This is a genomic window from Loktanella sp. S4079 (genome assembly GCF_000967725.1).
GTDB lineage: Bacteria > Pseudomonadota > Alphaproteobacteria > Rhodobacterales > Rhodobacteraceae > Yoonia.
Genome location: NZ_JXYE01000002.1, coordinates 309716 through 334501, shown reverse-complemented (window position 1 = coordinate 334501; position 24786 = coordinate 309716). Strand labels below are relative to the sequence as shown.

At 54.5% G+C, this 24786-nt stretch carries 21 protein-coding genes; 9 read left to right on the top strand and 12 right to left on the bottom strand.

Annotated elements, in window-relative coordinates; genetic code table 11:
- The first annotated feature begins 139 nt into the window (after positions 1 to 139).
- Positions 140 to 1156, top strand: coding sequence for a DUF1963 domain-containing protein (locus TW80_RS02780; RefSeq protein ID WP_162197146.1), 1017 nt, complete (start codon positions 140 to 142; stop codon positions 1154 to 1156).
- A gap of 161 nt (positions 1157 to 1317) precedes the next feature.
- On the opposite strand, the gene mraY is transcribed toward TW80_RS02780, so the two are convergent.
- The 8 genes from mraY to TW80_RS02740 form a co-directional block, all read right to left on the bottom strand.
- Positions 1318 to 2400, bottom strand: coding sequence for a phospho-N-acetylmuramoyl-pentapeptide-transferase (mraY, locus tag TW80_RS02775; RefSeq protein ID WP_045995827.1), 1083 nt, complete (start codon positions 2398 to 2400; stop codon positions 1318 to 1320).
- 9 nt (positions 2401 to 2409) lie between these two features.
- A complete protein-coding gene (locus TW80_RS02770) occupies positions 2410 to 3831 on the bottom strand; it encodes a UDP-N-acetylmuramoyl-tripeptide--D-alanyl-D-alanine ligase (RefSeq protein WP_045995826.1) in 1422 nt (473 codons plus the stop codon).
- Complete coding sequence (locus TW80_RS02765; protein WP_045995825.1) at positions 3828 to 5315, bottom strand: UDP-N-acetylmuramoyl-L-alanyl-D-glutamate--2,6-diaminopimelate ligase; 1488 nt, start codon at positions 5313 to 5315, stop codon at positions 3828 to 3830. Before TW80_RS02765 ends, TW80_RS02770 begins: the two co-directional genes overlap by 4 nt.
- A 12-nt stretch (positions 5316 to 5327) precedes the next feature.
- Complete coding sequence (locus TW80_RS02760) at positions 5328 to 7112, bottom strand: peptidoglycan D,D-transpeptidase FtsI family protein (protein WP_045995824.1); 1785 nt, start codon at positions 7110 to 7112, stop codon at positions 5328 to 5330.
- Positions 7109 to 7468 carry a cell division protein FtsL gene (ftsL, locus tag TW80_RS02755; protein ID WP_045995823.1) on the bottom strand — a complete coding sequence of 120 codons (360 nt, stop codon included), beginning with the start codon at positions 7466 to 7468 and terminating at the stop codon, positions 7109 to 7111. The genes TW80_RS02760 and ftsL overlap by 4 nt, the downstream gene beginning before the upstream one ends.
- A complete protein-coding gene (rsmH, locus tag TW80_RS02750; RefSeq protein ID WP_045995822.1) occupies positions 7469 to 8449 on the bottom strand; it encodes a 16S rRNA (cytosine(1402)-N(4))-methyltransferase RsmH in 981 nt (326 codons plus the stop codon).
- Between the two features lie 10 nt (positions 8450 to 8459).
- The gene (locus tag TW80_RS02745) at positions 8460 to 8954 is read right to left on the bottom strand and encodes a division/cell wall cluster transcriptional repressor MraZ (RefSeq protein ID WP_084625706.1); all 495 of its coding nucleotides are present in this window, start codon (positions 8952 to 8954) and stop codon (positions 8460 to 8462) included.
- Between the two features lie 702 nt (positions 8955 to 9656).
- Entirely contained in the window at positions 9657 to 10730 is a 1074-nt protein-coding gene (locus TW80_RS02740; protein ID WP_045995820.1) for an Mrp/NBP35 family ATP-binding protein, read from the bottom strand.
- A 251-nt stretch (positions 10731 to 10981) separates the two neighbouring features.
- On the opposite strand from TW80_RS02740, the gene TW80_RS02735 reads away from it, so the two are divergent.
- Together TW80_RS02735 and TW80_RS02730 are read left to right on the top strand one after the other, a co-directional pair.
- The gene (locus TW80_RS02735; RefSeq protein ID WP_045995819.1) at positions 10982 to 11197 is read left to right on the top strand and encodes a DUF1127 domain-containing protein; all 216 of its coding nucleotides are present in this window, start codon (positions 10982 to 10984) and stop codon (positions 11195 to 11197) included.
- A 352-nt stretch (positions 11198 to 11549) separates the two neighbouring features.
- Positions 11550 to 11942, top strand: coding sequence for a group III truncated hemoglobin (locus tag TW80_RS02730; protein ID WP_045995818.1), 393 nt, complete (start codon positions 11550 to 11552; stop codon positions 11940 to 11942).
- 10 nt (positions 11943 to 11952) lie between these two features.
- On the opposite strand, the gene TW80_RS02725 is transcribed toward TW80_RS02730, so the two are convergent.
- Positions 11953 to 14334, bottom strand: a complete 2382-nt coding sequence (locus TW80_RS02725; protein ID WP_045996963.1) for an ATP-dependent helicase — start codon at positions 14332 to 14334, stop codon at positions 11953 to 11955.
- A 96-nt stretch (positions 14335 to 14430) separates the two neighbouring features.
- On the opposite strand from TW80_RS02725, the gene TW80_RS02720 reads away from it, so the two are divergent.
- The 5 genes from TW80_RS02720 to TW80_RS02700 all read left to right on the top strand — a co-directional run bounded on the left by TW80_RS02720 (position 14431) and on the right by TW80_RS02700 (position 20655).
- Positions 14431 to 15132: a ZIP family metal transporter gene (locus TW80_RS02720; RefSeq protein ID WP_045995817.1), complete on the top strand. Its 702-nt coding sequence runs from the start codon at positions 14431 to 14433 to the stop codon at positions 15130 to 15132.
- Positions 15133 to 15136: 4 nt separating this feature from the next.
- On the top strand, positions 15137 to 16267 hold the full coding sequence (locus TW80_RS02715) for an alpha-hydroxy acid oxidase (RefSeq protein ID WP_084625705.1): 1131 nt from the start codon (positions 15137 to 15139) through the stop codon (positions 16265 to 16267).
- A gap of 81 nt (positions 16268 to 16348) precedes the next feature.
- The gene (locus TW80_RS02710; protein ID WP_045996962.1) at positions 16349 to 19792 is read left to right on the top strand and encodes a pyruvate carboxylase; all 3444 of its coding nucleotides are present in this window, start codon (positions 16349 to 16351) and stop codon (positions 19790 to 19792) included.
- Between the two features lie 65 nt (positions 19793 to 19857).
- Complete coding sequence (locus TW80_RS02705) at positions 19858 to 20244, top strand: MAPEG family protein (protein ID WP_045995815.1); 387 nt, start codon at positions 19858 to 19860, stop codon at positions 20242 to 20244.
- Positions 20245 to 20655, top strand: coding sequence for a VOC family protein (locus TW80_RS02700; protein WP_045995814.1), 411 nt, complete (start codon positions 20245 to 20247; stop codon positions 20653 to 20655).
- Here TW80_RS02700 and TW80_RS02695 read toward each other — a convergent pair.
- The 3 genes from TW80_RS02695 to doeA are packed head-to-tail and all read right to left on the bottom strand — an operon-like array spanning position 20621 to position 24181.
- Positions 20621 to 21991 carry an aspartate aminotransferase family protein gene (locus tag TW80_RS02695; RefSeq protein WP_045995813.1) on the bottom strand — a complete coding sequence of 457 codons (1371 nt, stop codon included), beginning with the start codon at positions 21989 to 21991 and terminating at the stop codon, positions 20621 to 20623. The genes TW80_RS02700 and TW80_RS02695 overlap by 35 nt on opposite strands.
- Positions 21992 to 22006: 15 nt before the next feature.
- A complete protein-coding gene (gene doeB / locus TW80_RS02690; RefSeq protein WP_045995812.1) occupies positions 22007 to 23002 on the bottom strand; it encodes a N(2)-acetyl-L-2,4-diaminobutanoate deacetylase DoeB in 996 nt (331 codons plus the stop codon).
- Positions 23003 to 23005: 3 nt separating this feature from the next.
- On the bottom strand, positions 23006 to 24181 hold the full coding sequence (gene doeA / locus TW80_RS02685) for an ectoine hydrolase DoeA (RefSeq protein ID WP_045995811.1): 1176 nt from the start codon (positions 24179 to 24181) through the stop codon (positions 23006 to 23008).
- 117 nt (positions 24182 to 24298) lie between these two features.
- On the opposite strand from doeA, the gene TW80_RS02680 reads away from it, so the two are divergent.
- Positions 24299 to 24757 (top strand): Lrp/AsnC family transcriptional regulator, encoded by a 459-nt coding sequence (locus tag TW80_RS02680; protein WP_045995810.1) that lies wholly within the window; start codon positions 24299 to 24301, stop codon positions 24755 to 24757.
- The last annotated feature ends 29 nt before the right edge of the window (positions 24758 to 24786 follow it).

The window sequence follows — 24786 nt, the reverse complement described above, 5'->3', positions numbered from 1 at the left end:
TGTGCGATTGGGAAACCATGGTGTAGTGCATCGCAACATGTGAATTTTGAGCGACGCCCAAATGGACGTTGCGTGCAGTCAGCCATTGAAAATAGCGATCAGGGGTTCTTATTTTCGTTGGTATCCAGAGGAGACAATTATGATCTGGTGGATAGCAGTTGGATTTATCGCGTTCTTCCTTTTCTTGATTTTCAACGATGTTATCTGGTTCGACAAAGCTGACAGAACGGCCCGGAAGCTCCTCAGAAAACTCAACAAACCAATATCAAAAAGCGAGGTGGATGCGGCGAGGCAGACGATGGAGAACGCAGAGCTGCCCATGGTGTCACTGTCGGTGAAGTTACGCGATAACCTTGAACCTTTGGACACGAGGCTGGGCGGGAAACCTTGGGTCCCGGATGCTGAAAATGACTGGCCCTCGACAGACGACGGTACGCCGCTGTGCTTTCTTACCCAAATCAATTTTGCTCAGGTGCCGCAGACACTCGATCTGCCGCATCAGGGATTGCTACAGGTGTTTGCGGATATCGATCTAGATCAAATGTCCAAGGATCGGCATTCACAAGAATCCCTTAAGCGAAATCAGAACATCTCCCACGTAATCAGATGGTACCCTCATCCTTCGAACGGACGTGTCCTCTCATATCCGTCAGGCGTAGGCAAAGTAGCCAACCAAGTTTCTTTATTGTCACAAGAGCCCGATGAGGAAACACTTGAGGCATTCGATAGCGACGTTTCAGACGAAGAACTCTTGCAGAATGGTTGGGCTGTCGCAATGGAAAGCACAAAGACAAAGCCGCCTGCCCTCGCACTCGCGAAACCGCATTGCAATCTATTCTACCATGACCAAGCCTACGCGAGACGCGTTCCCAAAGATGAACATGCTGCCCAAGCAATTCGGCGCCTTCATAGGAAAAGCCGAGAGCTTCAAAACCAACAGGAGGCTCACCGTATTGGCGGGCATCCCTACCTGTTATCAAAGCAGCAGAAGAAAGAAGCCAGCAAGGCCGGACTAGACAGAGTCCTGCTTCAGATTCGGTTCCAACTAGCCACCAAGATCCGTAGCGACGCCTATTTGATTCTCATGATTGCCCAAGAAGACCTGCGAGCAGGGAATATCGAGAAGGCCCGGTTTTTTTGGTCAGAGCACACATGAGGTTGAACCTCGGCCTCCCGTCTAAGCCGATTCTTTCTACGCGCTGAAACAGTCAGCATAGGTCTGGATAAGCATGTTTAAAGGCTAAGGGGCTTTAGGCAAAAAAACAGGCTCCAAAGTTATCTCTGGAGCCTGTCGTCAAATCATATGCTAAGTGCGACTTAGCGAACCTTCAGAGTGGCCAGACCAATCATCGCGAGGATCAATGATATGATCCAAAACCGGATCACGATCTGCGGTTCTGCCCAGCCCTTTTTCTCGTAGTGATGGTGAATCGGGGCCATCAGAAACACACGCTTTCCTGTGCGCTTGAAATAGAGCACCTGAATGATCACGCTCAGCGCTTCGACCACAAAGACACCGCCTACGATTGCAAGGACGATTTCGTGCTTTGTTGCGACGGCAATTGCACCCAATGCACCACCAAGGGCCAGCGACCCTGTATCCCCCATAAAGACCGCAGCGGGTGGCGCGTTGTACCACAAAAAGCCCAGCCCGCCGCCGATTAGACCTGCACAGAATATCAAAATCTCACCGGTTTGTGGGACATAGTGCACGTCCAGATACTCGGTAAAATCGGTGCGCCCGACAGCATAGGCGATAATCCCAAAGGCCGCGGCTGCAATCATGACTGGCATGATCGCCAATCCATCCAGCCCGTCGGTCAGGTTCACGGCATTGGCCGCACCAACGATCACAACAATTGCAAATGGGACGAACAAAATACCAAGGTTGATCAACGTATCTTTGAACACCGGCATCGCCAATTGGTTTGTCAGGTCATCAGGATGGTATGCCGCCGCCCAATAGCCTGCGATTCCGGCGATCAAAATACCTAGCAAAATGCGCACCTTACCAGAAACACCTGCGGTGTTTTGCTTTGATACTTTTGCGTAATCATCGGCAAAACCGATGGCAGCGAACGACAGGGTCACGAACAAGACCATCCACACGAATGGATTGTCCCAACGCGCCCACAACAAGGTTGATGTCGTCAGCGCACCAACGATCAAAAGCCCGCCCATCGTTGGCGTACCTGCTTTGGCGAAATGCCCTTCTGGTCCATCATCGCGGATGGGTTGCCCTTTGCCTTGTTTGCGGCGCAGCACGTTGATCAACGGCGGTCCAAAAATGAACCCAAACAAAAGCGAGGTCATAAACGCCCCACCCGCACGAAAGGTGATGTAGCGGAACAAGTTGAAAAAGTCGCCGCCATCGGAAAGTGATGTAAGCCAATAAAGCATGTCGGAATCCTATTCTTCTTGGGGGCGGCGATGCCCCAGTTTTCTTATGGCGTCAACGACCAGACTGATTTTACTGCTCGCCGAACCCTTAACCAGCACAACATCACCCGCATCGATCAGGCGTGATACCTGTGGCACCAGATCGGCCGAGCTTTGAGTCCATTTACCACGCTGATGTTGCGGCAAGGCGCGCCACAGGTGATACATGAGCGGCCCCGCGCAATGCACCTGATCAACGGCCTGCAAGTGACGGTTTTGTGCTAGCGCGCCGTGAAATGCTGCGCCATCAGCACCCAGCCCGCCCATATCGCCAAAGATGACAACCCGCCTACCCTTAACAATACGACCAACGTTATCAAAAGGTTGCGCGACGGCGATCATTTCCAGAGATGTATCAACAGAGGTCGGATTCGCATTTAGCGCATCGTCCAACAGTTCAATCGTGTCACTGTCGTTTGCCGGGTCCAGCACGATATGTTCGCGCGTACCACGTCCCGCGGATGGTCGCCACTCCGCGAGATCAAAGGTTGCGGTCACCGTATCTATGCCAACTTCTGCTACAACCCCTAATGCCCCAAGCGCGTTAACCGCAAAATGTCGCCCGGGAACGCCCAGTTTAAAGAGATAATCCTGCCCCTGCCCGCGTGCCATCACGACTGATACCTCGGCACCGAGGCGCAAATGCCGCAATGCCCAATCGCATTCCGACGGACCGAACGAAATAGCGCGACGTTTGCCCGCAGCCTTGCGTAACGGTCCCGCGTATTCTTCCTCTGCGTGGAAAATTGCTACGCCGTTTGCCCCAAGACCATCAAAGATCGTCGCTTTCTCTTGGGCAATCGCAGCGATACTTCCAAAGTTAGCTAAGTGTTCTGCAGCGATGCGGGTGACCAGCGCAACATCGGGTTGGACCAACTGTGAAAGCGGGCGAATATCACCGGGGTGGCGTGCGCCGATCTTGATCACAGCATAAACTGTATCGACCGGCATGCGCACGAGGCTCAACGGGACGTCAATCTGACTGCCGTATCGCGTATCCGACACGTGACAAGGTCCATGTTTCGCGAGCATCACTTTGATCATGCCGATTGTCGATGCTTTGCCAACGGAACCCGTTACAGCGATAATCTTAGCAGTGGTCCGATAGCGCGCGGCCCGCGCCAAATCTGTCAATGCGTGCATCGCATCAGGAACTGCAATACGGATCAGCCCCTTTGGCACGCGTACACCCGTATCAGCGACAATCGCGGCTACTGCGCCATTCTCGTGTGCTCTTGCAAGCGCCCGATCTTCCTGATCCCCCAGATGGATATACAGATCACCGTGTTGTACTGTCTCTGCGTCAATTGACACGCCGCTGGCGCTCCAATCCTCTGGCCCGGTTGCGCCTGTTGCCGCAATGACATCTTCACCTGTCCATAGCGGGGTCATATGCGCCCTTCCAGCGCAGCAACAGCCATGCTGGCCTGTTCGACATCATCAAATGGTAGAACGGTATCGCCAATCGTCTGGCCCGTTTCATGCCCCTTGCCAGCTACCAAGAGCGCATCACCCGATTGAAGCATATCTGTCGCGCGCAAGATTGCCTCTGCGCGGTCACCAACTTCGATGACTTTATCGGCTGCGGCGACCTCTGTCGCGCCGGCAATGACCGCTTTGCGGATTGCTGCCGGATCTTCTGACCGGGGGTTGTCGTCGGTGACAAAAATCAGGTCTGCATTCTCAGCCGCCGCACGCCCCATTAGCGGGCGTTTCGTCGTGTCCCGATCGCCGCCAGCACCAACGATGGCAATGATACGCCCCATGACATGTGGGCGCATGGCCGCAAGTGCGGTCTGAACGGCGTCAGGCGTGTGCGCATAATCTACAAAGACGGCTGCACCGTTTTCGCGCGTTGCGGCCAGCTCCATACGGCCATGCACAGTGCCCAAATGTGGCAAAGTATCAAAGACGTCTGACGGCTCGGCACCCGCAGCAATCACAAGACCAGCAGCAAGCATCACGTTGTCAGCTTGAAACCCACCAATCAAATCAAGGCGTACCTGTCGTGCTTTTCCCTGCCACGTGAATAGAATCTCCTGACCCGTTGCGTCAAACCGTTGTCCGGTGATGCGCAAGCGTGCATTTTCGTGACGTCCAACGCCGATGACTTCTTGGCCGCGCGCCATGCAGATTTCGGCGACCTGAAGGCCCTTGGGGTCATCCAAATTCACGACGGCCACACCATCGTCAGCCAGAACACGCGTGAACAAACCCATCTTGGCCTTGAAATAAGCATCAAAGGTTTCGTGGTAATCCAAGTGATCTTGAGAGAAATTCGTGAACCCTGCCGCCGAAAGCATGACGCCATCTAGTCGCTTTTGATCCAAACCGTGTGAAGATGCCTCCATCGCAGCGTGGGTGACGCCCGATGCGGCAGCCTTGGCCAAAACCGAATGCAAAGTGATTGGTTCTGGCGTCGTATGGCTCAAGGGATGCGTCCAAGCACCTTCGACACCTGTGGTGCCGAGATTGACACCCTTGATGTCCAATTCTTCCCAGATTTGCCGACAGAAGGTGGCAACAGACGTTTTGCCATTCGTACCGGTCACAGCAACCATCGTCTGAGGGTGCGAACCAAACCAAAGAGAGGCCGTTTGCGCCAGTGTTTGACGCGGATCTTGGGCCACAACCACCGCACAGTCTGACGCATCCAAAATATTAGCCGCGATTTGCGCACCTTCGCTATCGGTCAGAATAGCGACTGCACCGCCTGCGATTGCCGTTTCGACAAATGTGGCTCCATGTACGGCACTACCGGGCAAAGCCGCAAACAAGGCACCGGGCTGCACATTGCGACTGTCCACAGTCACCCCTGTGATCTGGGCCTCGCGTCCGTTGATCGCTGTTAGTCCCAGGTCCGCTAGAGATTTCATGGTATGCCTCGATCAGTTTGAAGTGAGTGTTACACTGACAGGTTGCGAACTGTCCACGTGCGGCCGCAAGCCAAGCAACGGCCCGACGCGACGTATCATCTCGGCCGCGACGGGAACAGCTGTCCAACCAGCGGTGCGGCGCGTTTCACCCAATGTGTAAACGGATGGTTCGTCCAGTGTCACAATCAATACATATTGCGGATCGCTGGCCGGAAACACAGAGGCAAAGGTGGCAATCACCTTATCGTCGTAATAGCCGCCACCAGTTTCACGCGGCTTATCGGCAGTCCCGGTTTTTCCCGCCACTTCATAGCCTGCTACCTCGCCCAAAGAGGCGGTGCCGCGTGTCACAACTTGGCGCAACATATGGACGGCGCTTTGGCTGACCGCGTCGCTCATTACGCGTGGGCCAACGACAGGCGTTTCGACCTTGCGCAATGTGGGCTCTACACGTGTGCCGCCATTGGCGACGGCAGCATATGCCGCAGCAAGATGCAAAGGTGAAGAGGAAAGCCCGTGACCATAGGAAATCGTCATCGCGGAAATCTCGGACCAGTGCGGCGGCAGCAATGGTTTACCAGTTGGGGCTTCGACCATCTCAACTGGGGTTGGCTCTAGAAAACCGAGCGATCCTAGGAATTCGCGCTGGCGATCAGCGCCGATCTGCATGGCAATACGGGCGGTCCCGACGTTGGACGATTCAACGATTACGTCAGTCGAGGTAAGTTCTGGACCATAGTCATGGAAATCACGAATACGAAAGCGCCCCCAAGTCAGCGGCCCTTGGGTGTCAATCATCGTGTTTGCGTTAATCAGTCCCAACTCCATGGCCTGCGCAACGGCAAAAATCTTGAATGTCGAACCCAGCTCGTAGACGCCCTGCACAGCACGGTTGAACAGTGGACTGTCTGATTGATCACCAGAAGTCAGCATGCGCGGCCGGTTATTTGGATCAAAGTCAGGCAGCGACACCATCGAAATAATCTCGCCAGTGTGCACATCCATCAAAACTGAGGCCGCGCCCTTGGCCGACATAATCGACATCCCACCCGCCAAAACCTGTTCAGCGGCGGCTTGAACGGTCAGATCAAGCGAAAGCTCGAGCGGCGCGCCCTCGTTTGCGGGATCTCTTAGGAAACCATCAAACTGGCGCTCTACGCCGGCCACACCAATGACCTCGGCGCTTGCAACACCTTCGCGACCATAGCTGGCGCCACCCAAAATATGGGCAGCCACAGAGCCATTGGGATAAAGACGCATTTCACGCGGCCCAAACAGCAAGCCCGGGCTACCAATGTCATGGACCGCCTGCATTTGTTCGGGGCTGATCTGACGCCGAATCCACAGGAATTTTCGCTCGCCCGTAAAATCAGCAAGCAATTCCTGTTCATCCAGTTCCGGGAAAATTGCAGCCAGCCCTTTGGCGGCATTTGCAGGATCAATCATATCGCGCGGATGCGCATAGAGCGAATGCGTCGCTAGATTGGTCGCAAGAATACGCCCATTTCTGTCCACAATATCAGCGCGTTGACCAATAATAGGGTTCCCGACTGTTGTCGCGCGTGGTTCTTCGGGCACCGAAGATGCCAGCGTCCCCATGCGGGCACCGATGGTGATAAAGGCGCAAAAGAACGCCAAACCCAGCACCAGCAAACGCCCCTCGGCACGTTGGCGGGATTTGTCATGCATCTCTTCGTGCCGTTTGGCCCGGATTTCGGCCTCGATCACATCTGGGTTTTCACCTGTTTCCCGCGCTTTCAAAATCCGCGCGAGAGGTCGCAGCGGCATGCGGGTCATAGCGGGTTCTCCACGTTCTGGAACGCGTCGCTGGACAGTTCGATTGGGTTTGTAATCGGCGCAATCGGCGGAAGCGGATAGATAATCTGATCCACGCGACCAAAGGCATCAGGCATAATGGGCAGCAGACCTAAACGGTCGAAATTTAACTCGGCCAGATCAGCCAGTCGATCAGGACGGTTCAGATAGGCCCACTCAGCGCGCAACATGCCCAGCCGTTCATGTGCAGCGCCGATCTGCTGGTGCAGATCTCGCACTTCGGCGATCGCAGCCTGCGTTTTGTAGTTTTCCTGATAGGCCCAAAAGGCCAGCCCCATCACAACAAGAGCGGCGACAACAAATAAAACACCACGCATCTACCTGCCCCCCTTTTTCTTTTTCATTGGCATACCCAGAACCGCAGGATCAATTTCCTCGGCGGGGGCGTCGGTACGGATCGCCACGCGCAACTTAGCCGAGCGCGAACGCGGGTTTTCAGCAAGCTCTTGATCGTCGGGACCAATCGCCTTGCGTTTCTCGATGCGAAATGCGGGCGTCACCTGTTCTGTTTCCGGTGCGTAACGGTTGGCATTTGCCACATTGCCCGAACGCGCCTGCAAGAAACGCTTTACCATGCGGTCTTCGACCGAGTGGAATGTCACCACAGCCAGTTGCCCACCGGGCTTAAGCGCGCGTTCAGCTGCCATCAATCCCGCAGCCAGTTCGCCATATTCGTTGTTCACCGCAATTCGCAGCGCCTGAAACGTGCGCGTTGCAGGATGCGATTGGTTCGGCTTTGCACGTGGCAAACATCCTTCGACGACTTTGGCCAATTGCAAAGTTGTCGTAATCGGACGCGCAGCGACAATCGCGCGTGCAATACGGCGCGAAGCACGCTCTTCACCGTATAAGAAAATAATATCGGCGATTTCGGCCTCATCGGCGGTGTTCACCAAATCCGCGGCAGAGGGACCGTCTTGCGACATACGCATATCCAGTGGTCCATCGCGCATGAACGAAAACCCGCGCTCGGCCAGATCCAACTGCATCGAACTCACCCCCAGATCCAAGACAACTCCGTCGAGATCAGAGGCGTATTCATCAAGCCGCGAAAAAGTACCTTCTTGGAGCGCAATGCGGTCACCGTATTGCCCCACCCAACTTGCTGCCATTTCAAACGCAAGCGGATCGCGATCAACGCCGATCACCTTATCCGCACCCGCAGCAAGCAATTCACGCGTATAGCCACCCGCACCAAACGTCCCATCCAGCCAAACGCCAGAAACAGGAGAGACCGCTGCGATGAGCGGTCTAATCAGAACCGGAATATGTGGTGCGTTGTCGGTGGCAGCTGACATTGTTCAACCTTTACTCATCAAGCAGGCTCAGCGGATCGAAATCATCACCCTGCTCATCCAACCAATCCGTCAGATCATCTGCAATTTCTTCGGCGTATGTCTCTGCTTTCCAGATTTCGAAATGATCACCAAGACCGCTGAACTTTAATTCTCCGTCCGTCAGGCCCAGCTTTTGTCGCTGCTTAATCGGCATGACGGTGCGCCCATCCTTATCGACATCCAGCTTAATGGACTGCCCAATAATCAAGCGCGACAATTTCTTCTTATTCGCAGAACCGCGTGGCATCGCGTTGATCTGATCCACGAGCGCCGTGAATTCGCTGACAGTATAGCCGTGCAGTTCGTTCTTGAGGTGATCACCATACAGCAAATACATGCGCGGCGACAAACCTGTTGTCCATTCAGGGTCTCCAGCTTCGAGCACACGGCGAAAATCAGCAGGGATCGACATGCGCCCCTTACTGTCCACCTTTTGGGTGTGTTCGCCTGTAAAACTCAGAACCACTGTCCCTCGGTCCCTTACCTCTGAATGCGGCCACTTATGCGGCCCTAAATGTAGGAACGGCGAATTGCGCTGCTGCCACTGCACAATCCGCCGCTTTACCCCTTATTTTCGGGGAAAAGTCCGACTGCGCGTGCCACCTGGGGGGATGTCTGCTCGCTCACGCGCCGGATCTGTTTTGGGTAATGACGAAGCCTGTAGAAACCTGCTTTTGCCGGTTGGGGTTCTTAACTGCCCCGTTTGAATGTGTGTCGTCGTTACCGTGCTCTTGTTTTGACAGCACTTGGGAATCGGATCAACAGTTTTTTGGGAATTCATGGAACCTCATGGGGATTTCCGCTGAGGCCAGCTTTGAGCCAGCAAGAATTCATTCGAAATTTAGAGAATTTGTAGTGGAATCAGCGAATTTCGGCACCACATCTAGTAGCGCTAGCCGCGTAGAAAAAATTTCCAGAAATTCCCCGAGACGACATCAAAAGCGCGCCTACTGCCGTCACGCTCGTGAATTTTCTTCAAAAATATTCACATGACGCCCTGGAAACCCGGCCTTAAGTCCGAATCACCAGCAGATTCCATAGTTTCCCATAGCGACCCTCAAAATGCGCAATACCCCGTGGCATTCCCGCCACAACCGGGTCGCCCAAAACAAAAAGAGGCGGCAGAGCATACGCTCGCCGCCCCTTTAGGTTGCTACAAAGAATGCGGCTAAGCCATTCCGCCATCAATAAAGCGGCGAGCCAACTGGCGATATGCATCTGCCATCGCCCCATCGCCAGCCGCGACTGGGACGCCCGCGTCACCAGCAAGTCGTGTATCCAAATCAATCGGCAAAGCCCCCAGCAACGGCACACCCATCGCATCAGCCTCGGCAGCTACACCGCCATGCCCAAAGATATGTGATTCATGCCCGCAATTTGGGCAGTGGAATGTCGACATATTCTCGATCAACCCAAGCACAGGTGTCTTGAGCGTCTTGAACATGTCAATCGCCTTGCGAGCATCAATCAGCGCCACATCCTGCGGCGTGCTGACAACCACAGCGCCGGTCAGATTGGTTTTCTGGCATAGCGTCAGCTGTACGTCACCCGTTCCCGGCGGCAAATCAACGATCAGGACATCTAATTCACCCCAAGCAACCTGCCCCAGCATCTGTTGCAAAGCCCCCATCAACATTGGCCCGCGCCAAACCACGGCCTTGTCGGGATCAACCATGAGACCAATCGACATCATCGTTACACCATGCGCCTTGAGAGGCTCGATGATTTTTCCGTCGGGGCTAGCAGGTCGTTTCGAGACCCCCATCATGCGTGGTTGGCTCGGCCCATAGATATCTGCGTCGAGCAACCCGACGCGGCGCCCCTCTTTTGCCAGCGCAACCGCAAGGTTTGACGAAACCGTGGATTTACCCACGCCACCCTTACCTGACCCAATCGCCAAAATGCGATCCACACCTGCGACAGGTGCAGGCCCGGCCTGCGGTGTCGGATGACGCCCCACCTTTAATGTGGGTGGCTCTGGGGCCTTGGGTGCTGGTCCGTGCGCGGTCAGCACAACCGAAACAGAGCTAACACCATCTAACGCGCCCACCAATTCCTCGGCCGCCTTGCGGATCGCGTCCATCTTGGATGCTTCATCAGGATTGGCAGCCTCGATCACAAAACGCACCGCACCAGATTCGATGGTCAGCGCCCGCACCATATCGCGTGAAACAAGATTCTCGCCGTCGGGCAATGTCAGCCGCGCCAGCTCGCCCAAAATTTCATCACGCGTAATTGCCATCCTTGGCCCCTTATTCACAAAGCGTCTATTTATCGACCAACATCTGGCACGAATTACGCAAACCGCAAGCCCTAGTGCCGATCTGCACAATATTACTACAGATTGATGACGTTAGGTCAGGGATGCTTATGCATTTTCTGCATAGCAGCAATGCCCAAACGTCCGTTGTGCAAGCGCAGCATAATCCTTCATAAGGAGGGCAACCAAGCGATACAGATCGCAACGACGTAAAAGATAGACGAGTAAAGAACATGACATACCAAACACAGACACAATTTGCTGGCGCCTCTTTTGCTGCACGCTTCTCCGCTTTCCGCGCTGAGATCGCTCAAAAAATCGCGAACCGCAAAGTCTACGCTGCAACAATTAACGAGCTGGAAGCTCTGAGCAACCGTGAACTGGCCGATCTGGGCCTGGGTCGCTCTGAAATCAAACGCGTCGCACTCGAAGCTGCGTACGGCAAGTAATTCAAAGATCGGAACTGTCGCTTCCTCCCTGAAAAGACAGTTCTGAACCGGCCCAAGTCTCCTCCTCCTCCCTGAGCTTGGGTCACATATAAGGTGGCGACATTCACCTCCTCCCGGATGTCGCCACTTTACAACAGTTTCGGAACCGCCACCTCCTCCCGGCGGAACCGATTATACCGCAGGCTACGTTCACCTCCTCCCGAGCAACGCCTGCGAGGAAGCGCCTCGCTCTTCTCCTCCCAGAGTAAGCAGGCGCCGATCATAGAGACGGTCATGCTCACCTCCTCCCGGGCATGACCGTTTTTTTGTGCGCAATCGTTGTGACCCTGTGAAAACTTCGTAAGGTGCCAACATGTCCATCCCACCCCGATTTCCAATCTCTGACGATCAGATTACACAGGTTGTTCATCTGTTTTATCAGGCGGTCCGCCACGATCCCGTTCTCGGATCCATTTTCGCACGCCACGTCCACGACTGGTCAACACATGAGGCGACGATTGTTCGTTTCTGGCGGAACGCAATTTTGTTTGAGCGCGACTATCACGGGAATCCGATGCAAACCCACATGCGGATTCAAGAAATAAACCCCAAACACTTTGACATTTGGCTCAGGCTTTTTGACGAAACACTGGAAACGCAGCTACCCGATGAAACAGCAGCTGCGTGGTCCGCATTGGCCCATAGAATTGGACGCGGTCTTCGCTATGCGAGCGAACCCAATGATGGGCCACCTGTGCTGCGTTAGACCACAGGTGCTAAAACGGGATGTCATCCGCCTGATCGGCCGCAACGATAAAGCGTGCCATCACATGTTTACTGCCCGCTTTGTCAAATTCGATGACTAGCTTATCGCCCTCTATCCCAATCAGCTCTCCATAACCGAATTTCTGGTGGAAAACGCGATCACCAACCGTAAAGGCGCTCACGGCCTCTAGGTCGATTGTGATACTTTGCGCACGCGGTTTGGCTGCTTGGCCTCGGTCTTGGCTACGGCTTTGCAGACGCTTCCAACCGGGCGAATCGTAAACATCGGCGCTATGCGCCTTTTGGTGCAGATTCGATTGCGTCGTCCCCGCTATCGTCGCAGACGACATGCCTGCTGCACCGTAGTTTCCTCCATAAAGACCCGGAGGCGTCAGCACCTCAACATGTTCTTCGGGCAGTTCGTCTATAAAGCGCGAAGGCAATTGTGATTGCCACTGCCCATAGACCCGGCGATTTGCAGCAAAGGAAATCGTACAAATTTCCTCAGCGCGGGTAATTCCAACATAGGCAAGGCGTCGCTCTTCCTCGAGGCCCTTAACGCCGCTTTCATCCATGGAACGTTGCGACGGAAACAGCCCGTCTTCCCACCCCGGCAAGAATACAGCCGGAAATTCGAGCCCCTTAGCGGCGTGAAGTGTCATAATACTGACCTTTTCACCCTGCTCTTCGGTGTCGTTCTCCATGATCAGGCTGACGTGTTCCAGAAAACCTTGCAGATTCTCAAAATTCTCAAGTGCCTTCACAAGTTCCTTGAGGTTCTCGAGGCGACCGGGCGCCTCGGGCGTTTTGTCGTTTTGCCAAAACCCTGTGTAGCCAGATTCGTCCAAGATCATTTCGGCCAATTCGACGTGCGTATCTGATTCCGCGATGACCTGTCCGCGCCAACGATCCAGCGCATCGACAAGAATACTGAGCTCTTTTAGCCCCTTACCGCCCAGCAGCTTACCCTGACAGACCAACCGCGCGCCTTCGACAAGCGAAACGCCGTTTTCACGGGCGGTGCGCTGGATTGTCTGAACCGCCTTTTCCCCCAAGCCACGTTTGGGCGTATTCACGATACGCTCAAAGGCTAGGTCGTCGTCATGGCTAACCGCCAAACGGAAATAGGCCATCGCGTCGCGAATCTCCATCCGTTCATAGAAACGCGGCCCACCGATCACACGGTAAGGCAAACCGATGCTTAGAAAGCGATCCTCAAAGGCGCGCATCTGATGTGACGCGCGCACAAGAATTGCCATGCGGTCCAGCCCCATAGGCATCATGCAGCGCGTGCCACGCTGCATGGCTTCGATTTCTTCACCCACCCAGCGTGATTCCTCTTCGCCATCCCAATGGCCGATTAGCCGCACCTTTTCGCCGTCCTCACGCGAGGTAAAAAGCGTCTTACCCAACCGCCCCTTATTGGTAGCAATCACACCAGATGCCGCCGCCAGAATATGTGGGGTTGAACGATAATTTTCCTCGAGCCGGACAACATGTGCACCGGGAAAGTCGGCCTCAAACCTGAGGATATTGCCAACTTCGGCACCCCGCCAGCCATAGATCGACTGATCGTCATCGCCAACGCAGCAGATGTTCTTGTCTTTGCTAGCAAGCAGACGCAGCCACAAATATTGGGCGATGTTGGTATCTTGGTATTCGTCCACCAGTATAAAGCGGAACCACCGCTGATATTGATCCAAAACATCTGGATGCTTTTGGAAGATGGTCACCATGTGGAGCAGGATGTCACCAAAATCCACTGCATTCAGGTCACGCAGCCGCTGTTGATACGCAGAATAAAGCGCGACACCCTGATGATCGAATACGGCATGATCGGCATCCGGGACCTTATCAGGCGTCCACGCTTTGTTTTTCCAATTGTCGATAATCCCCGACAGCATCCGCGGCGGCCAGCGTTTTGCGTCGATCCCAGCCGCTTCGATCAGCTGCTTCATCAGGCGAACCTGATCGTCGCTATCAAGGATGGTAAAATTCGACTTAAGCCCAACCAGTTCGGCGTGCCGTCGCAACAACTTGGCGCAAACCGAGTGGAACGTCCCGAGCCATGGCATCCCTTCAACGGCCTCGCCCATCAGCGCGCCGATCCGTTCTTTCATTTCGCGCGCAGCCTTGTTGGTAAAGGTCACCGCGAGAATTTCATGCGGGCGCGCCGTGCCTGTAGAAAGCAAATGCGCAATCCGCGTCGTTAACGCCTTGGTCTTGCCGGTTCCGGCCCCGGCCAGCATCAAAACCGGACCATGAAGTGTCTCAACCGCCTCGCGCTGCGCTGGATTTAGACTATCTAAATACGGCGTCGGACGCTGCGCCATGGCGCGCTGGCTTAGCGGAACTGCGGCCTCAAAGGCATCTTCTTCGGAAAAATCATTCATGACGCACACGATACCTGCAAAGCGCAGATAGGAAAAGCCTTGTTCACACAATGTTCCCAGCTTCCCTTGTCGAAATTGTTCAGCTACGCATGTCCTATGTTTCAGGTAATTCTTTTGGGAACCCTTGTCAGCGCAATGATCCCCCTTGGGGGCGTGATTGCCGCGAATGAAAATATCCAACGTGACTGGCTACGCACCGAATTGCGTCACAGCGTTGTCGCCTTTGGCGGCGGCGCATTGCTCAGCGCGGTCGCATTTGTTCTAATTCCCCAAGGGGATGAGGCGCTAAATACCTTTGCGGTTATTGGCTGGATCGCGGCGGGGGCGATTGCAATGGCTGTGGTAGATATGCGCCTGACCCGCCAAGGTTCGCACAAGGCACAGCTTGTTGCGATGCTATCAGATTTTATCCCCGAGGCGGTCGCATTAGGTGCGGTTATCGCCAGCGGCAAAAGCTCTGGGTTACTTCTCGCATTGATGATCGCACTTCAAAACCTGCCAGAAGGTTTCAACGCATTCCGCGAACAGCGCGATTCTGGTGCAAAATCGGGGGCAATCCTGCGAAATTTTGTGGGCCTCGCCTGTATCGGCCCAGCCTCGGCGCTCGCAGGATTTCTTTTGCTGGCCGATTTCCCGCAAGTAACCGGCGCGCTGATGCTGACGGCCGCAGGCGCGATACTCTACTTGATTTTTCAGGATATCGCACCGCAAGCCAAACTGGCCAATCGTCATGGCCCAGCACTTGGCGCTGTTGCGGGATTTCTTTTGGGCCTCTGCGGCCATCTCATGATTGGATAGATGCGTGTCACTACATACAAAATACCCAGCTATTGCCGACCTCAAGGCCCGCGCGAAAAAACGTATTCCGCACTTTGTCTGGGAATACATGGATAGCGCGACTGGGCTTGAAACCACGCAACATCGCAATCGTTCATCGCTAGATAAAATCCTATTTCGCCCATCAATCTTGCACGGTGAATTCACGCCGGATCTTAGCACAACGCTACTGGGCCGTGATTACCCGTTACCTATTGGTATCGCACCTGTCGGCATGTCTGGCATTGTCTGGCCCGGCGCCGAACGGATGCTCGCGCGCACCGCCGCGACTGAAGCCATTCCCTACACGCTTTCGACAGTTGCCAGCCAATTGCCCGAAGAAATCGGCCCGCTGGTGGGCGATCAAGGGTGGTTTCAACTCTATCCGCCTCGCGACCCGGAAATCCGCAAAGATATCCTAAGGCGCGCCAAAGATTCGGGGTTTCATACCCTTGTGCTAACTGTGGATGTTCCTGTCGCCTCACGCCGTGAACGTCAGACCCGTGGCGGGATGAGCAACCCGCCTAAACTAACGCCAAGACTTGCAATGCAAGCGGCGCGCTGTCCGGCATGGCTCAATGGAATTCGCAAGACCGGAATGCCCCGCCTGAAATTGATGGAGAGCTATTCTGACATCAAGACAGCCCTGCCCTCGACACAGCATATTGGCTATTTACTGCGGACCTCGCCCGACTGGGAATACCTGCGCTGGCTGCGCGCGCATTGGGATGGGCCACTGATCATCAAAGGGGTTTGCAACCCAGACGATGCCGCACAACTGTCGGACGAAGGCGTTGACGCGATTTGGGTCAGTAACCATGCGGGTCGACAGTTCGATGGTGCACCTGCAGCAATTGACGTTTTGCCCGATGTTCGCGCGGCAACCAACCTACCCATCATCTTTGATAGCGGGATTGCGGGCGGTTTGGATGTGCTCCGTGCAATTGCGCTTGGGGCAGATTTTGTCATGCTCGGGCGCGCATTCCACTATGGATTGGGGGCCTTAGGCGAATCCGGTGCTGCGCATGTCTTAGACATCCTACAGCAGGATATGATCAGCAACATGGGTCAAATTGGTGCTCGTAATCTTGCCGAAATTCAGCGTGCAAAGCTGTAAAACGTCACGTTAGCGCTAACAATGGGTCTGGACAATTGGCCGCAGCCCGCTAAGAATGCTGCAACTGCAAAGGGGAGTGCAATGACCGAGTTCAACAAGATTTTGATTGCCAACCGTGGCGAAATCGCGATCCGCATCATGCGTGCGGCAAACGAAATGGGCAAGAAAACCGTCGCGGTTTACGCTGAGGAAGACAAGCTGGGTTTGCACCGCTTTAAAGCAGACGAAGCCTATCGCATTGGCGAGGGGCTGGGCCCGGTTGCTGCCTATCTTTCGATTGATGAGATCATTCGCGTCGCCAAAATGGCTGGCGCCGACGCGATCCACCCCGGTTACGGGCTTTTGTCAGAAAACCCTGAATTCGTTGATGCCTGCGCCGCAAACGGTATCACCTTTATCGGCCCCAAAGCCGAAACCATGCGTGCCTTAGGCGACAAGGCCAGCGCGCGTCGTGTTGCGATCGAAGCAGGCGTGCCCGTGATCCCAGCAACCGAAGTTCTTGGCGATGATATGGCCAAGATCAAAAAGCAAGCAGCGGAAATTGGCTATCCCTTGATGCTGAAGGCGTCTTGGGGTGGCGGTGGCCGCGGCATGCGCCCGATCATGTCCGAAGACGAACTCGAAGAAAAGGTTCTCGAAGGTCGCCGCGAGGCCGAGGCCGCATTCGGTAACGGCGAAGGTTACCTTGAAAAGATGATCATCAAGGCGCGCCACGTCGAAGTGCAAATCTTGGGCGACACGCACGGGCAGATGTATCACCTATGGGAACGCGATTGTTCCGTCCAGCGCCGCAACCAAAAGGTCGTCGAACGCGCCCCTGCTCCATATCTGTCGGGCACACAGCGTGAACAGCTATGTAATCTGGGCAAGAAAATCTGTCAGCACGTGAACTATGAATGCGCCGGCACTGTCGAATTCCTGATGGATATGGACAGCGGCGAGTTCTACTTTATCGAGGTAAACCCCCGTGTTCAGGTGGAACACACCGTCACCGAAGAAGTCACTGGCATCGACATCGTGCGTGCGCAGATCTTGATCGCCGAAGGCAAGTCATTGGTCGAGGCAACAGGTTGCGCGTCACAATATGACGTTAAACTTGACGGTCACGCATTGCAGTGCCGCGTCACGACCGAAGACCCGCAGAACAACTTTATCCCTGATTACGGTCGCATTCAGATGTACCGTTCTGCGACTGGCCCCGGCATTCGTTTGGACGGCGGTACGGCCTATTCCGGCGCAGTGATCACGCGCTATTACGATAGCTTGCTAACCAAAGTGACTGCCCGCGCACCAACCCCTGAAATGGCAATCGCACGGATGGACCGCGCCCTGCGTGAATTCCGTATTCGTGGCGTTTCGACGAACATTGCATTTGTCGAAAACCTGCTGAAACACCCCACGTTCCTGAGCAACGAATACCACACAAAGTTCATCGATCAGACACCTGATCTGTTCAACTTTAGCAAACGTCGCGACCGTGCGACGAAAATCCTGACCTATATTGCGGATATCACCGTGAACGGCCACCCAGAGACCGCTGGCCGTCCGCGCCCTGCGGCCGAGGTCAAAGCGCCGAAACCTCCGGTAAAACCAATCACCGATTTCACGCCAGGCACCCGCAACATTCTCGAAGACTTCGGGGCAGAAGCCGTTGCCGATTGGATGCGCGACCAGAAACAACTGCTGATCACCGACACCACGATGCGGGACGGTCACCAGTCGCTCTTGGCGACGCGGATGCGGTCAATTGATATGATCAATGCAGCCCCCGCCTATGCGCAAAACATGAACCAATTGTTCAGCGTTGAATGCTGGGGTGGTGCGACATTTGATGTGGCCTATCGTTTCTTGCAGGAATGTCCTTGGCAGCGTCTGCGTGACATTCGTGCAGCGATGCCAAACATCATGACGCAGATGCTGCTGCGGGCGTCAAATGGGGTCGGCTACACCAATTACCCTGACAATGTGGTGCAGAGCTTTGTCTCTCAGGCCGCAAAATCTGGCGTTGACGTCTTCCGAGTTTTCGACAGCTTAAACTGGGTCGAAAACATGCGTGTCGCGATGGATGCGGTTGGCAAGGCCGGCAAGGTCATCGAAGGCACAATCTGCTACACGGGGGATCTGCGTGATCCGAAACGGGCAAAGTATGACCTGAAATACTACCTCAATATGGCGCGCGAGCTAGAAGAAGCTGGCGCACATGTGCTGGGTCTCAAGGACATGGCGGGCCTTATGAAACCTGCCGCAGCCAAAACGCTGATCACTGCCCTAAAAGAAGAAATCGGTCTGCCGATCCACTTCCACACCCATGATACTTCGGGCGCATCCATTGCGACCATTCTGGCGGCATCGAACGCTGGCGTAGATTGTGTGGACGCGGCGATGGATTCATTCTCTGGCAACACATCGCAACCGACATTGGGTTCGATTGTCGAAGCATTGCGCGGCGATGCACGCGACACTGGATTGGACATCGAGGCCATTCGCGAAATCAGCAACTACTTTGAACAGGTTCGCGCCCACTACACGGCCTTTGAATCAGGCCTTCAGGCACCAGCCTCAGAAGTTTACCTGCACGAAATGCCCGGCGGTCAGTTCACCAACCTCAAAGCGCAGGCTCGCAGCCTTGGCCTAGAGGAACGCTGGCACGAAGTGGCGCAGACCTATGCGGATGTGAACCAAATGTTCGGCGACATCGTCAAAGTGACCCCATCATCCAAGGTTGTGGGTGATATGGCGCTGATGATGGTCAGCCAAAACTTGACCCGCGCCCAAGTCGAAGACCCCAAGGTCGATGTCGTATTTCCTGACAGCGTTGTGGACATGATGCGCGGCAGCCTTGGTCAGCCTCCCGGTGGCTGGCCGGAAGCGATCCAAAAGAAAATCCTCAAGGGCGAAAAACCAATCACGGAACGCCCCGGAAAATCTTTGCCGCCTGTCGATCTAGAGGCGACCCGCGCTGACCTGTCCAACCAACTGGATGGTGCCGAAATCGACGATGAAGACCTGAACGGCTATCTGATGTATCCGAAGGTCTTTACCGACTACATGCAGCGCCACAAAACCTACGGACCAGTGCGGACACTTCCGACGCGGACGTTCTTTTATGGCATGGAACCCGGCGAAGAGATTTCAGCCGAAATCGACCCCGGTAAGACGCTCGAAATCCGTCTCCAAGCCGTTTCAGAAATGAACGAAGACGGCGAAGTCAAAGTGTTCTTTGAACTAAACGGTCAACCGCGTGCGATCCGGGTCATGAACCGTTTGGCCGCCGCCGAGAAAGTCTCGCGGCCCAAGGCTGAGGCGGGCAACCCCGACCATATTGGCGCCCCGATGCCAGGTGTTGTCGCATCGGTCGCGGTCACCGCTGGCAAAGAGGTCAAAGAAGGCGATCTACTGCTGACTATTGAGGCCATGAAGATGGAAACCGGTATCCACGCGGAACGCGACGCCATAATCAAGGCGGTTCATGTCCAACCGGGCGGACAAATCGATGCCAAGGATTTGCTGATCGAGTTGGAATAAGGCTCTTGCCTTTGGGCGGCAAATGTCGCCCAAAGGTGTCCTAGACACCTCGAAAGGCAAACCCAATGCTTTCCATAACCGCTATCTATGCAGCATTCATTTCTCTGATTTACTTGACACTGACAATTCGCGTCATTGCGATGCGTCGCGCGCTCAAGATTTCGCTGGGCGATAAAGATAACCCAGCCATCCGGCAACGTATCAGATCTCACGCAAACTTTGCTGAATATGCGCCAATGGGGATCATCCTCGTTGCGATCATTGAACTGAACGGTGGCGCAGCATGGATCGTGCACCTTTTTGGGCTGATGGTGCTTCTGGGTCGCGCAAGCCACGCCGCGGCATTTTGGAAACATCCGATGAATTTCCCGCTCCGCCAGTTGGGCATGTTGCTCACGATGGGGCAACTTGGACTTGCCGCAATTTGGCTCCTTTTAACGGCTGTCTTTTAAGTGCGGCACCTCGCCCTATTGTCGATACTGGTACCTGATTACGATGAGGGCATTGCGTTCTTTGTCGGCACAATGGGGTTTGAACTGCTCGAGGACACTGATCTGGGCGGAGCAAAGCGCTGGGTCCGCGTTGCCCCAAAAGGCGCCCAAACAGGGTTTCTACTCGCCCGCGCCGTCGGTGAACGACAAACCGCCGCCATTGGTAATCAAGGCGGCGGTCGCGTCTGGCTATTCTTGCATACCGACAATTTTGACAAAGATTACGCCGAGTTGCGGGCCAAGGGCGTACATTTCGAAGAAGACCCTCGCGACGAACCCTATGGCCGCTTAGCTGTCTTTAACGACCCTTTTGGCAATCGTTGGGACTTGATCCAACTTATCCCAGAACTGCAGCAATTGCCTTTGCGGTAACATCGACGACTTTGTCGATTTCTGCTTCGGTAATGCAGAACGGTGGGGCGAACCCGATGATATCGCCCTGCGGCATCGCCCGCGCAATGACACCCTGCTCTAGCATATTCGCAACAATCTGCGGGCAGATTTTGTCGGCAGGATCAAAACCCATCCGCGTATCTTGATCTTTGACCAATTCAACCGCGCAAAGCAGCCCTTCCCCGCGTACATCACCAAGGTTGATATGTTTGCCCAGCGCGTCCTGCATGGATTTGTTCAAATAGGCACCCATGCGCACTGCATTCGCAACCAAACCCAAATCGTCCAACAACTTAAGATTGGCCACGCCAGCAGCGGCACAAATAGGATGCGCTGAGTAGGTCCAGCCATGACCGATCGGGCCGTTTTCATCTGTGCCTTGTTCAAGCACTTTCCACATTTTGTCAGACACGATGGAGCCGGATAGCGGCGCGTAGGCCGAGGTTAGACCCTTGGCAATCGTAATCAAATCGGGCTTTAGGCCATAGTGCTCTGACCCAAACATGGTGCCTAATCGGCCAAATCCTGTCACCACCTCATCCGCGACCAGTAGAATATCATGTTTTTCCAGCACAGTTTGGATTGCTTCCCAATACCCAGCCGGAGGAGGAACAATGCCACCGGTGCCCAAAACGGGCTCACCGATAAATGCCGCGATTGTATCTGCACCTTCACGTTCGATCAGGGCCTCTAGCTCAGCCGCGCAATGGGCAGAAAACTGTTCTTCGGACATAGTGGGATCTTGGCGACGGTAGTAATACGGCGCCTCGGTATGAATGACCTGCGCAAGCGGGAGATCAAATTTCTTATGAAATAGGTCTAGCCCTGTCAGCGAACCAGTCATCAAGCCCGATCCATGATAACCACGCCACCGCGAGATGATCTTTTTCTTTTCTGGGCGCCCTAGAATGTTGTTGTAATACCAAATCAGTTTGATGTTGGTTTCATTTGCGTCGGATCCCGACAGACCAAAATAAACCTTGGACATGTGATCAGGTGCGCGATCCATGATCATTTTAGACAAGGTGATCGACGCCTCTGTCCCGTGTCCCACATAGGAATGGTAATAGGCCAATTCCTGCGCCTGTTTCGCAATGGCCTCCGCTATTTCAGTATGACCGTAACCAATATTTACGCAATAAAGCCCTGCAAAAGCATCGAGCAAGTGGTTCCCGTCGCGATCTTGGATGTAGACGCCTTTGGCCCCAGAAATCACCCGCGTTGGCGTTTCGCCGCGCGCATGCATCGCCAAATGGGTCGAGGGGTGAAAGAAATTCTCGCGATCCCATTGTTCGAGCGGGTCGTTCGTAAGCATGATACGTCCTTTTGATTAAGCAGAAATTTCAACGGCAAGCACGGCAAGACAATCGCCCGCGCCAATCAGCCCAGGAAAATGGCGCGCAGTCAGCATGCCATCCATCTGGGCAGTGACGGTTTGCGGCGGGCGGCCTGTGTGACGCTGATCCCAGATATGAGCGAGCACATCCCCGTTGCGCACCGTTTGACCCAGCGCGACGACAAATTCGACCAATCCGCCGTCCTCGGCAAAGTGGAAACACGCATCATCTGGTTGGGTCAGAACACGGGTGGGCGCGATATCCATCTGCCCCTCTATGATACCGGCGTGAATCAACAAATTGCGCAGACCTTTGCGGGCGATCTGTACGGTTTCTGGGGTCGCAGCCCCCCCACCGCCCAGCTCAGTCGTGACAAAGGTTTTGCCCTGCGATTCAGCTGCGTCATCATACATGCCCAGCGCGTCAATCTCGCGCATTTCCATACTAAACGGGGCGTTGAACGCATCACGCGCGGCCCGACAACGGGCCTGCTGCTCGACGTCATCCAACACATGAGACGCAGCAAAGGGCAGGAAATCTAACGTGCGCCCGCCCGAATGGAAATCAAGCACAATATCCGCCATCGGTAACAAAACCCGTTGAAAGTAATCTGCAATCTTTTCCGTCGGTCCACCGTCAGGCCGCCCCGGAAACGCGCGGTTCATATTCACCCCATCAAGCGGCGACACACGGGTGCCAGCCAGAAATGCCGGTAGATTCATGAATGGCACAATAATCACCGTACCCGTGACATCCTCTGCCCGCAGGGTCTGCGCGAGCGACACCAAGGCGAGCGGTCCTTCGTATTCGTCCCCATGATTGGCACCAGTCAAAAGCGCGCGCGGCCCTTCGCCATTCTTTACAATCGTGATCGGGATTTGGATGGTGCCCCAGGCGCTCTCATTATGGCTATGGGGTAATCTTAGATAACCGTGCTGCACACCATCAGCACCGAAATTAACCGTGGGAATGATAGGATTGTTTCGCATATTCTAGTCTTTGATCACGAGTTCACGCGGGGTCTTGCACAGGCACTCAACACCTTGATCAGTGATCAAGATCGGCTCTGTGATCTCTAAGCCACCATCATCCAGCCAAAGTGCGGGCATAAAGTGAAAGGTCATTCCCGGCTCTAGAACGGTTTTGTCCCCAGCACGGAACGACATTGTCCGCTCTCCCCAATCTGGGGGATACGACAGACCAATTGCATAGCCACAACGGCTATCCTTTTCAAAACCCAGTTTATTCAACGTGCCGTTAAAGGCGTTAGCGATGTCTTCACAAAGGTTACCCGGGCGGGCCTGCTCTAGCCCGGCTTCAACGGCCTCGAGGACCGCCTTTTCCGCGTCGAGATACTTTTGCGGCACTTTGCCAAGGAACAGCGTCCGCGACTGCGGACATTGATACCGCCGATGCGCCCCCGCAATTTCAAAGAATGTGCTCTCCCCCTCACGCAGAGGACTATCGTCCCATGTCAAATGTGGCGCGGTGGCGTCCATTCCCGATGGCGCCATGGGCACGATCGCGGGGTAATCCCCCCAATAGCCATCCGCACCCGCAACCGAAGTATGATAAATATCGGCAATCAATGCGTTCTTGGGCATTCCCGGTTCAGCCTTATCGCGAATCGTGGCGTGCATCTGTTCCACGATCCGTGCGGCTGCACGCATATAGCGCACTTCGGTCTCGCTTTTGATCGCGCGTTGCCAGTTCACCAGACCCGTCGCATCGACAAAGCGGGCGGCCTCGACCGCGCCTTGCAAGGTTAGAAATGCGGCGGCGGTGAAATAGTAGTTATCCATTTCGACGCCGATCCGGCACTTGGTCAATCCATAGTCATTCAACAATCGGCCAAGGTCGGACATCGGGTGTTTTGACGGATTTTGAACAAAGGTATCGTCATAACCAACGATATTCGCGTCTTTTAGATAGGTGGTCCGTTGCGCCCCAACCGCGTCCATCGCGCGCCCCCACCAGACGGGTTCGCGATCATGCGTGATCAACACGCCTTGGTGCACATAGAACGACCAGCCGTCATAACCCGTCAACCAAGACATATTCGACGGATCGGTGACAAACAGCGCATCCAAACCACGTGAGGCCATTTCGCTACGGGTTTTTGACAGTCGCGCAACATACTCTTGCACTGTGAACGGCAATTCGGGCATTCATGTCTCCTGGTTCCAAGTGGAGATATTATCTTTATCTTAAGATAATTATCTGCAAATATTCGTAATCTTCGCAGTGTTTTCGCGAAATTCCCCTATCAAAATATGAATTAGACCATGATTGACGACATTGATAAAAAAATCCTGCAACAACTGCAGCGAAACAACCAACTCACCAGTGCCGAGCTATCGGAACGGGTCGGGCTTTCGCCGACTTCTATTCAACGCAGAATTCATCGGCTGCGCGACAATAAAATCATCGAACAGGACATTTCGGTGGTTTCGACCACGGCAGTCGGCCGCCCATTGACGATGCTTGTCTCTGTAGAGCTTGAACGTGAACGATCAGACATCATTGACCGGTTCAAGAAATCCGTCCGTGATTGCCCCAAAGTTCAAAGCGCATACTATGTAACGGGCGAGACTGATTTCGTGATGATTGTGACGGCCAAAGACATGAACGACTACGAAGCGTTCACCCGCGATTTCTTTTATAACAACCAAGATATCAAGGGCTTCAAGACCACTGTTGTGATGGATCGGATCAAAGCGTCCTTTGAATTGCCGCTCGATTAAATCTTGATCGACCGGCCACTTCAGAAAAA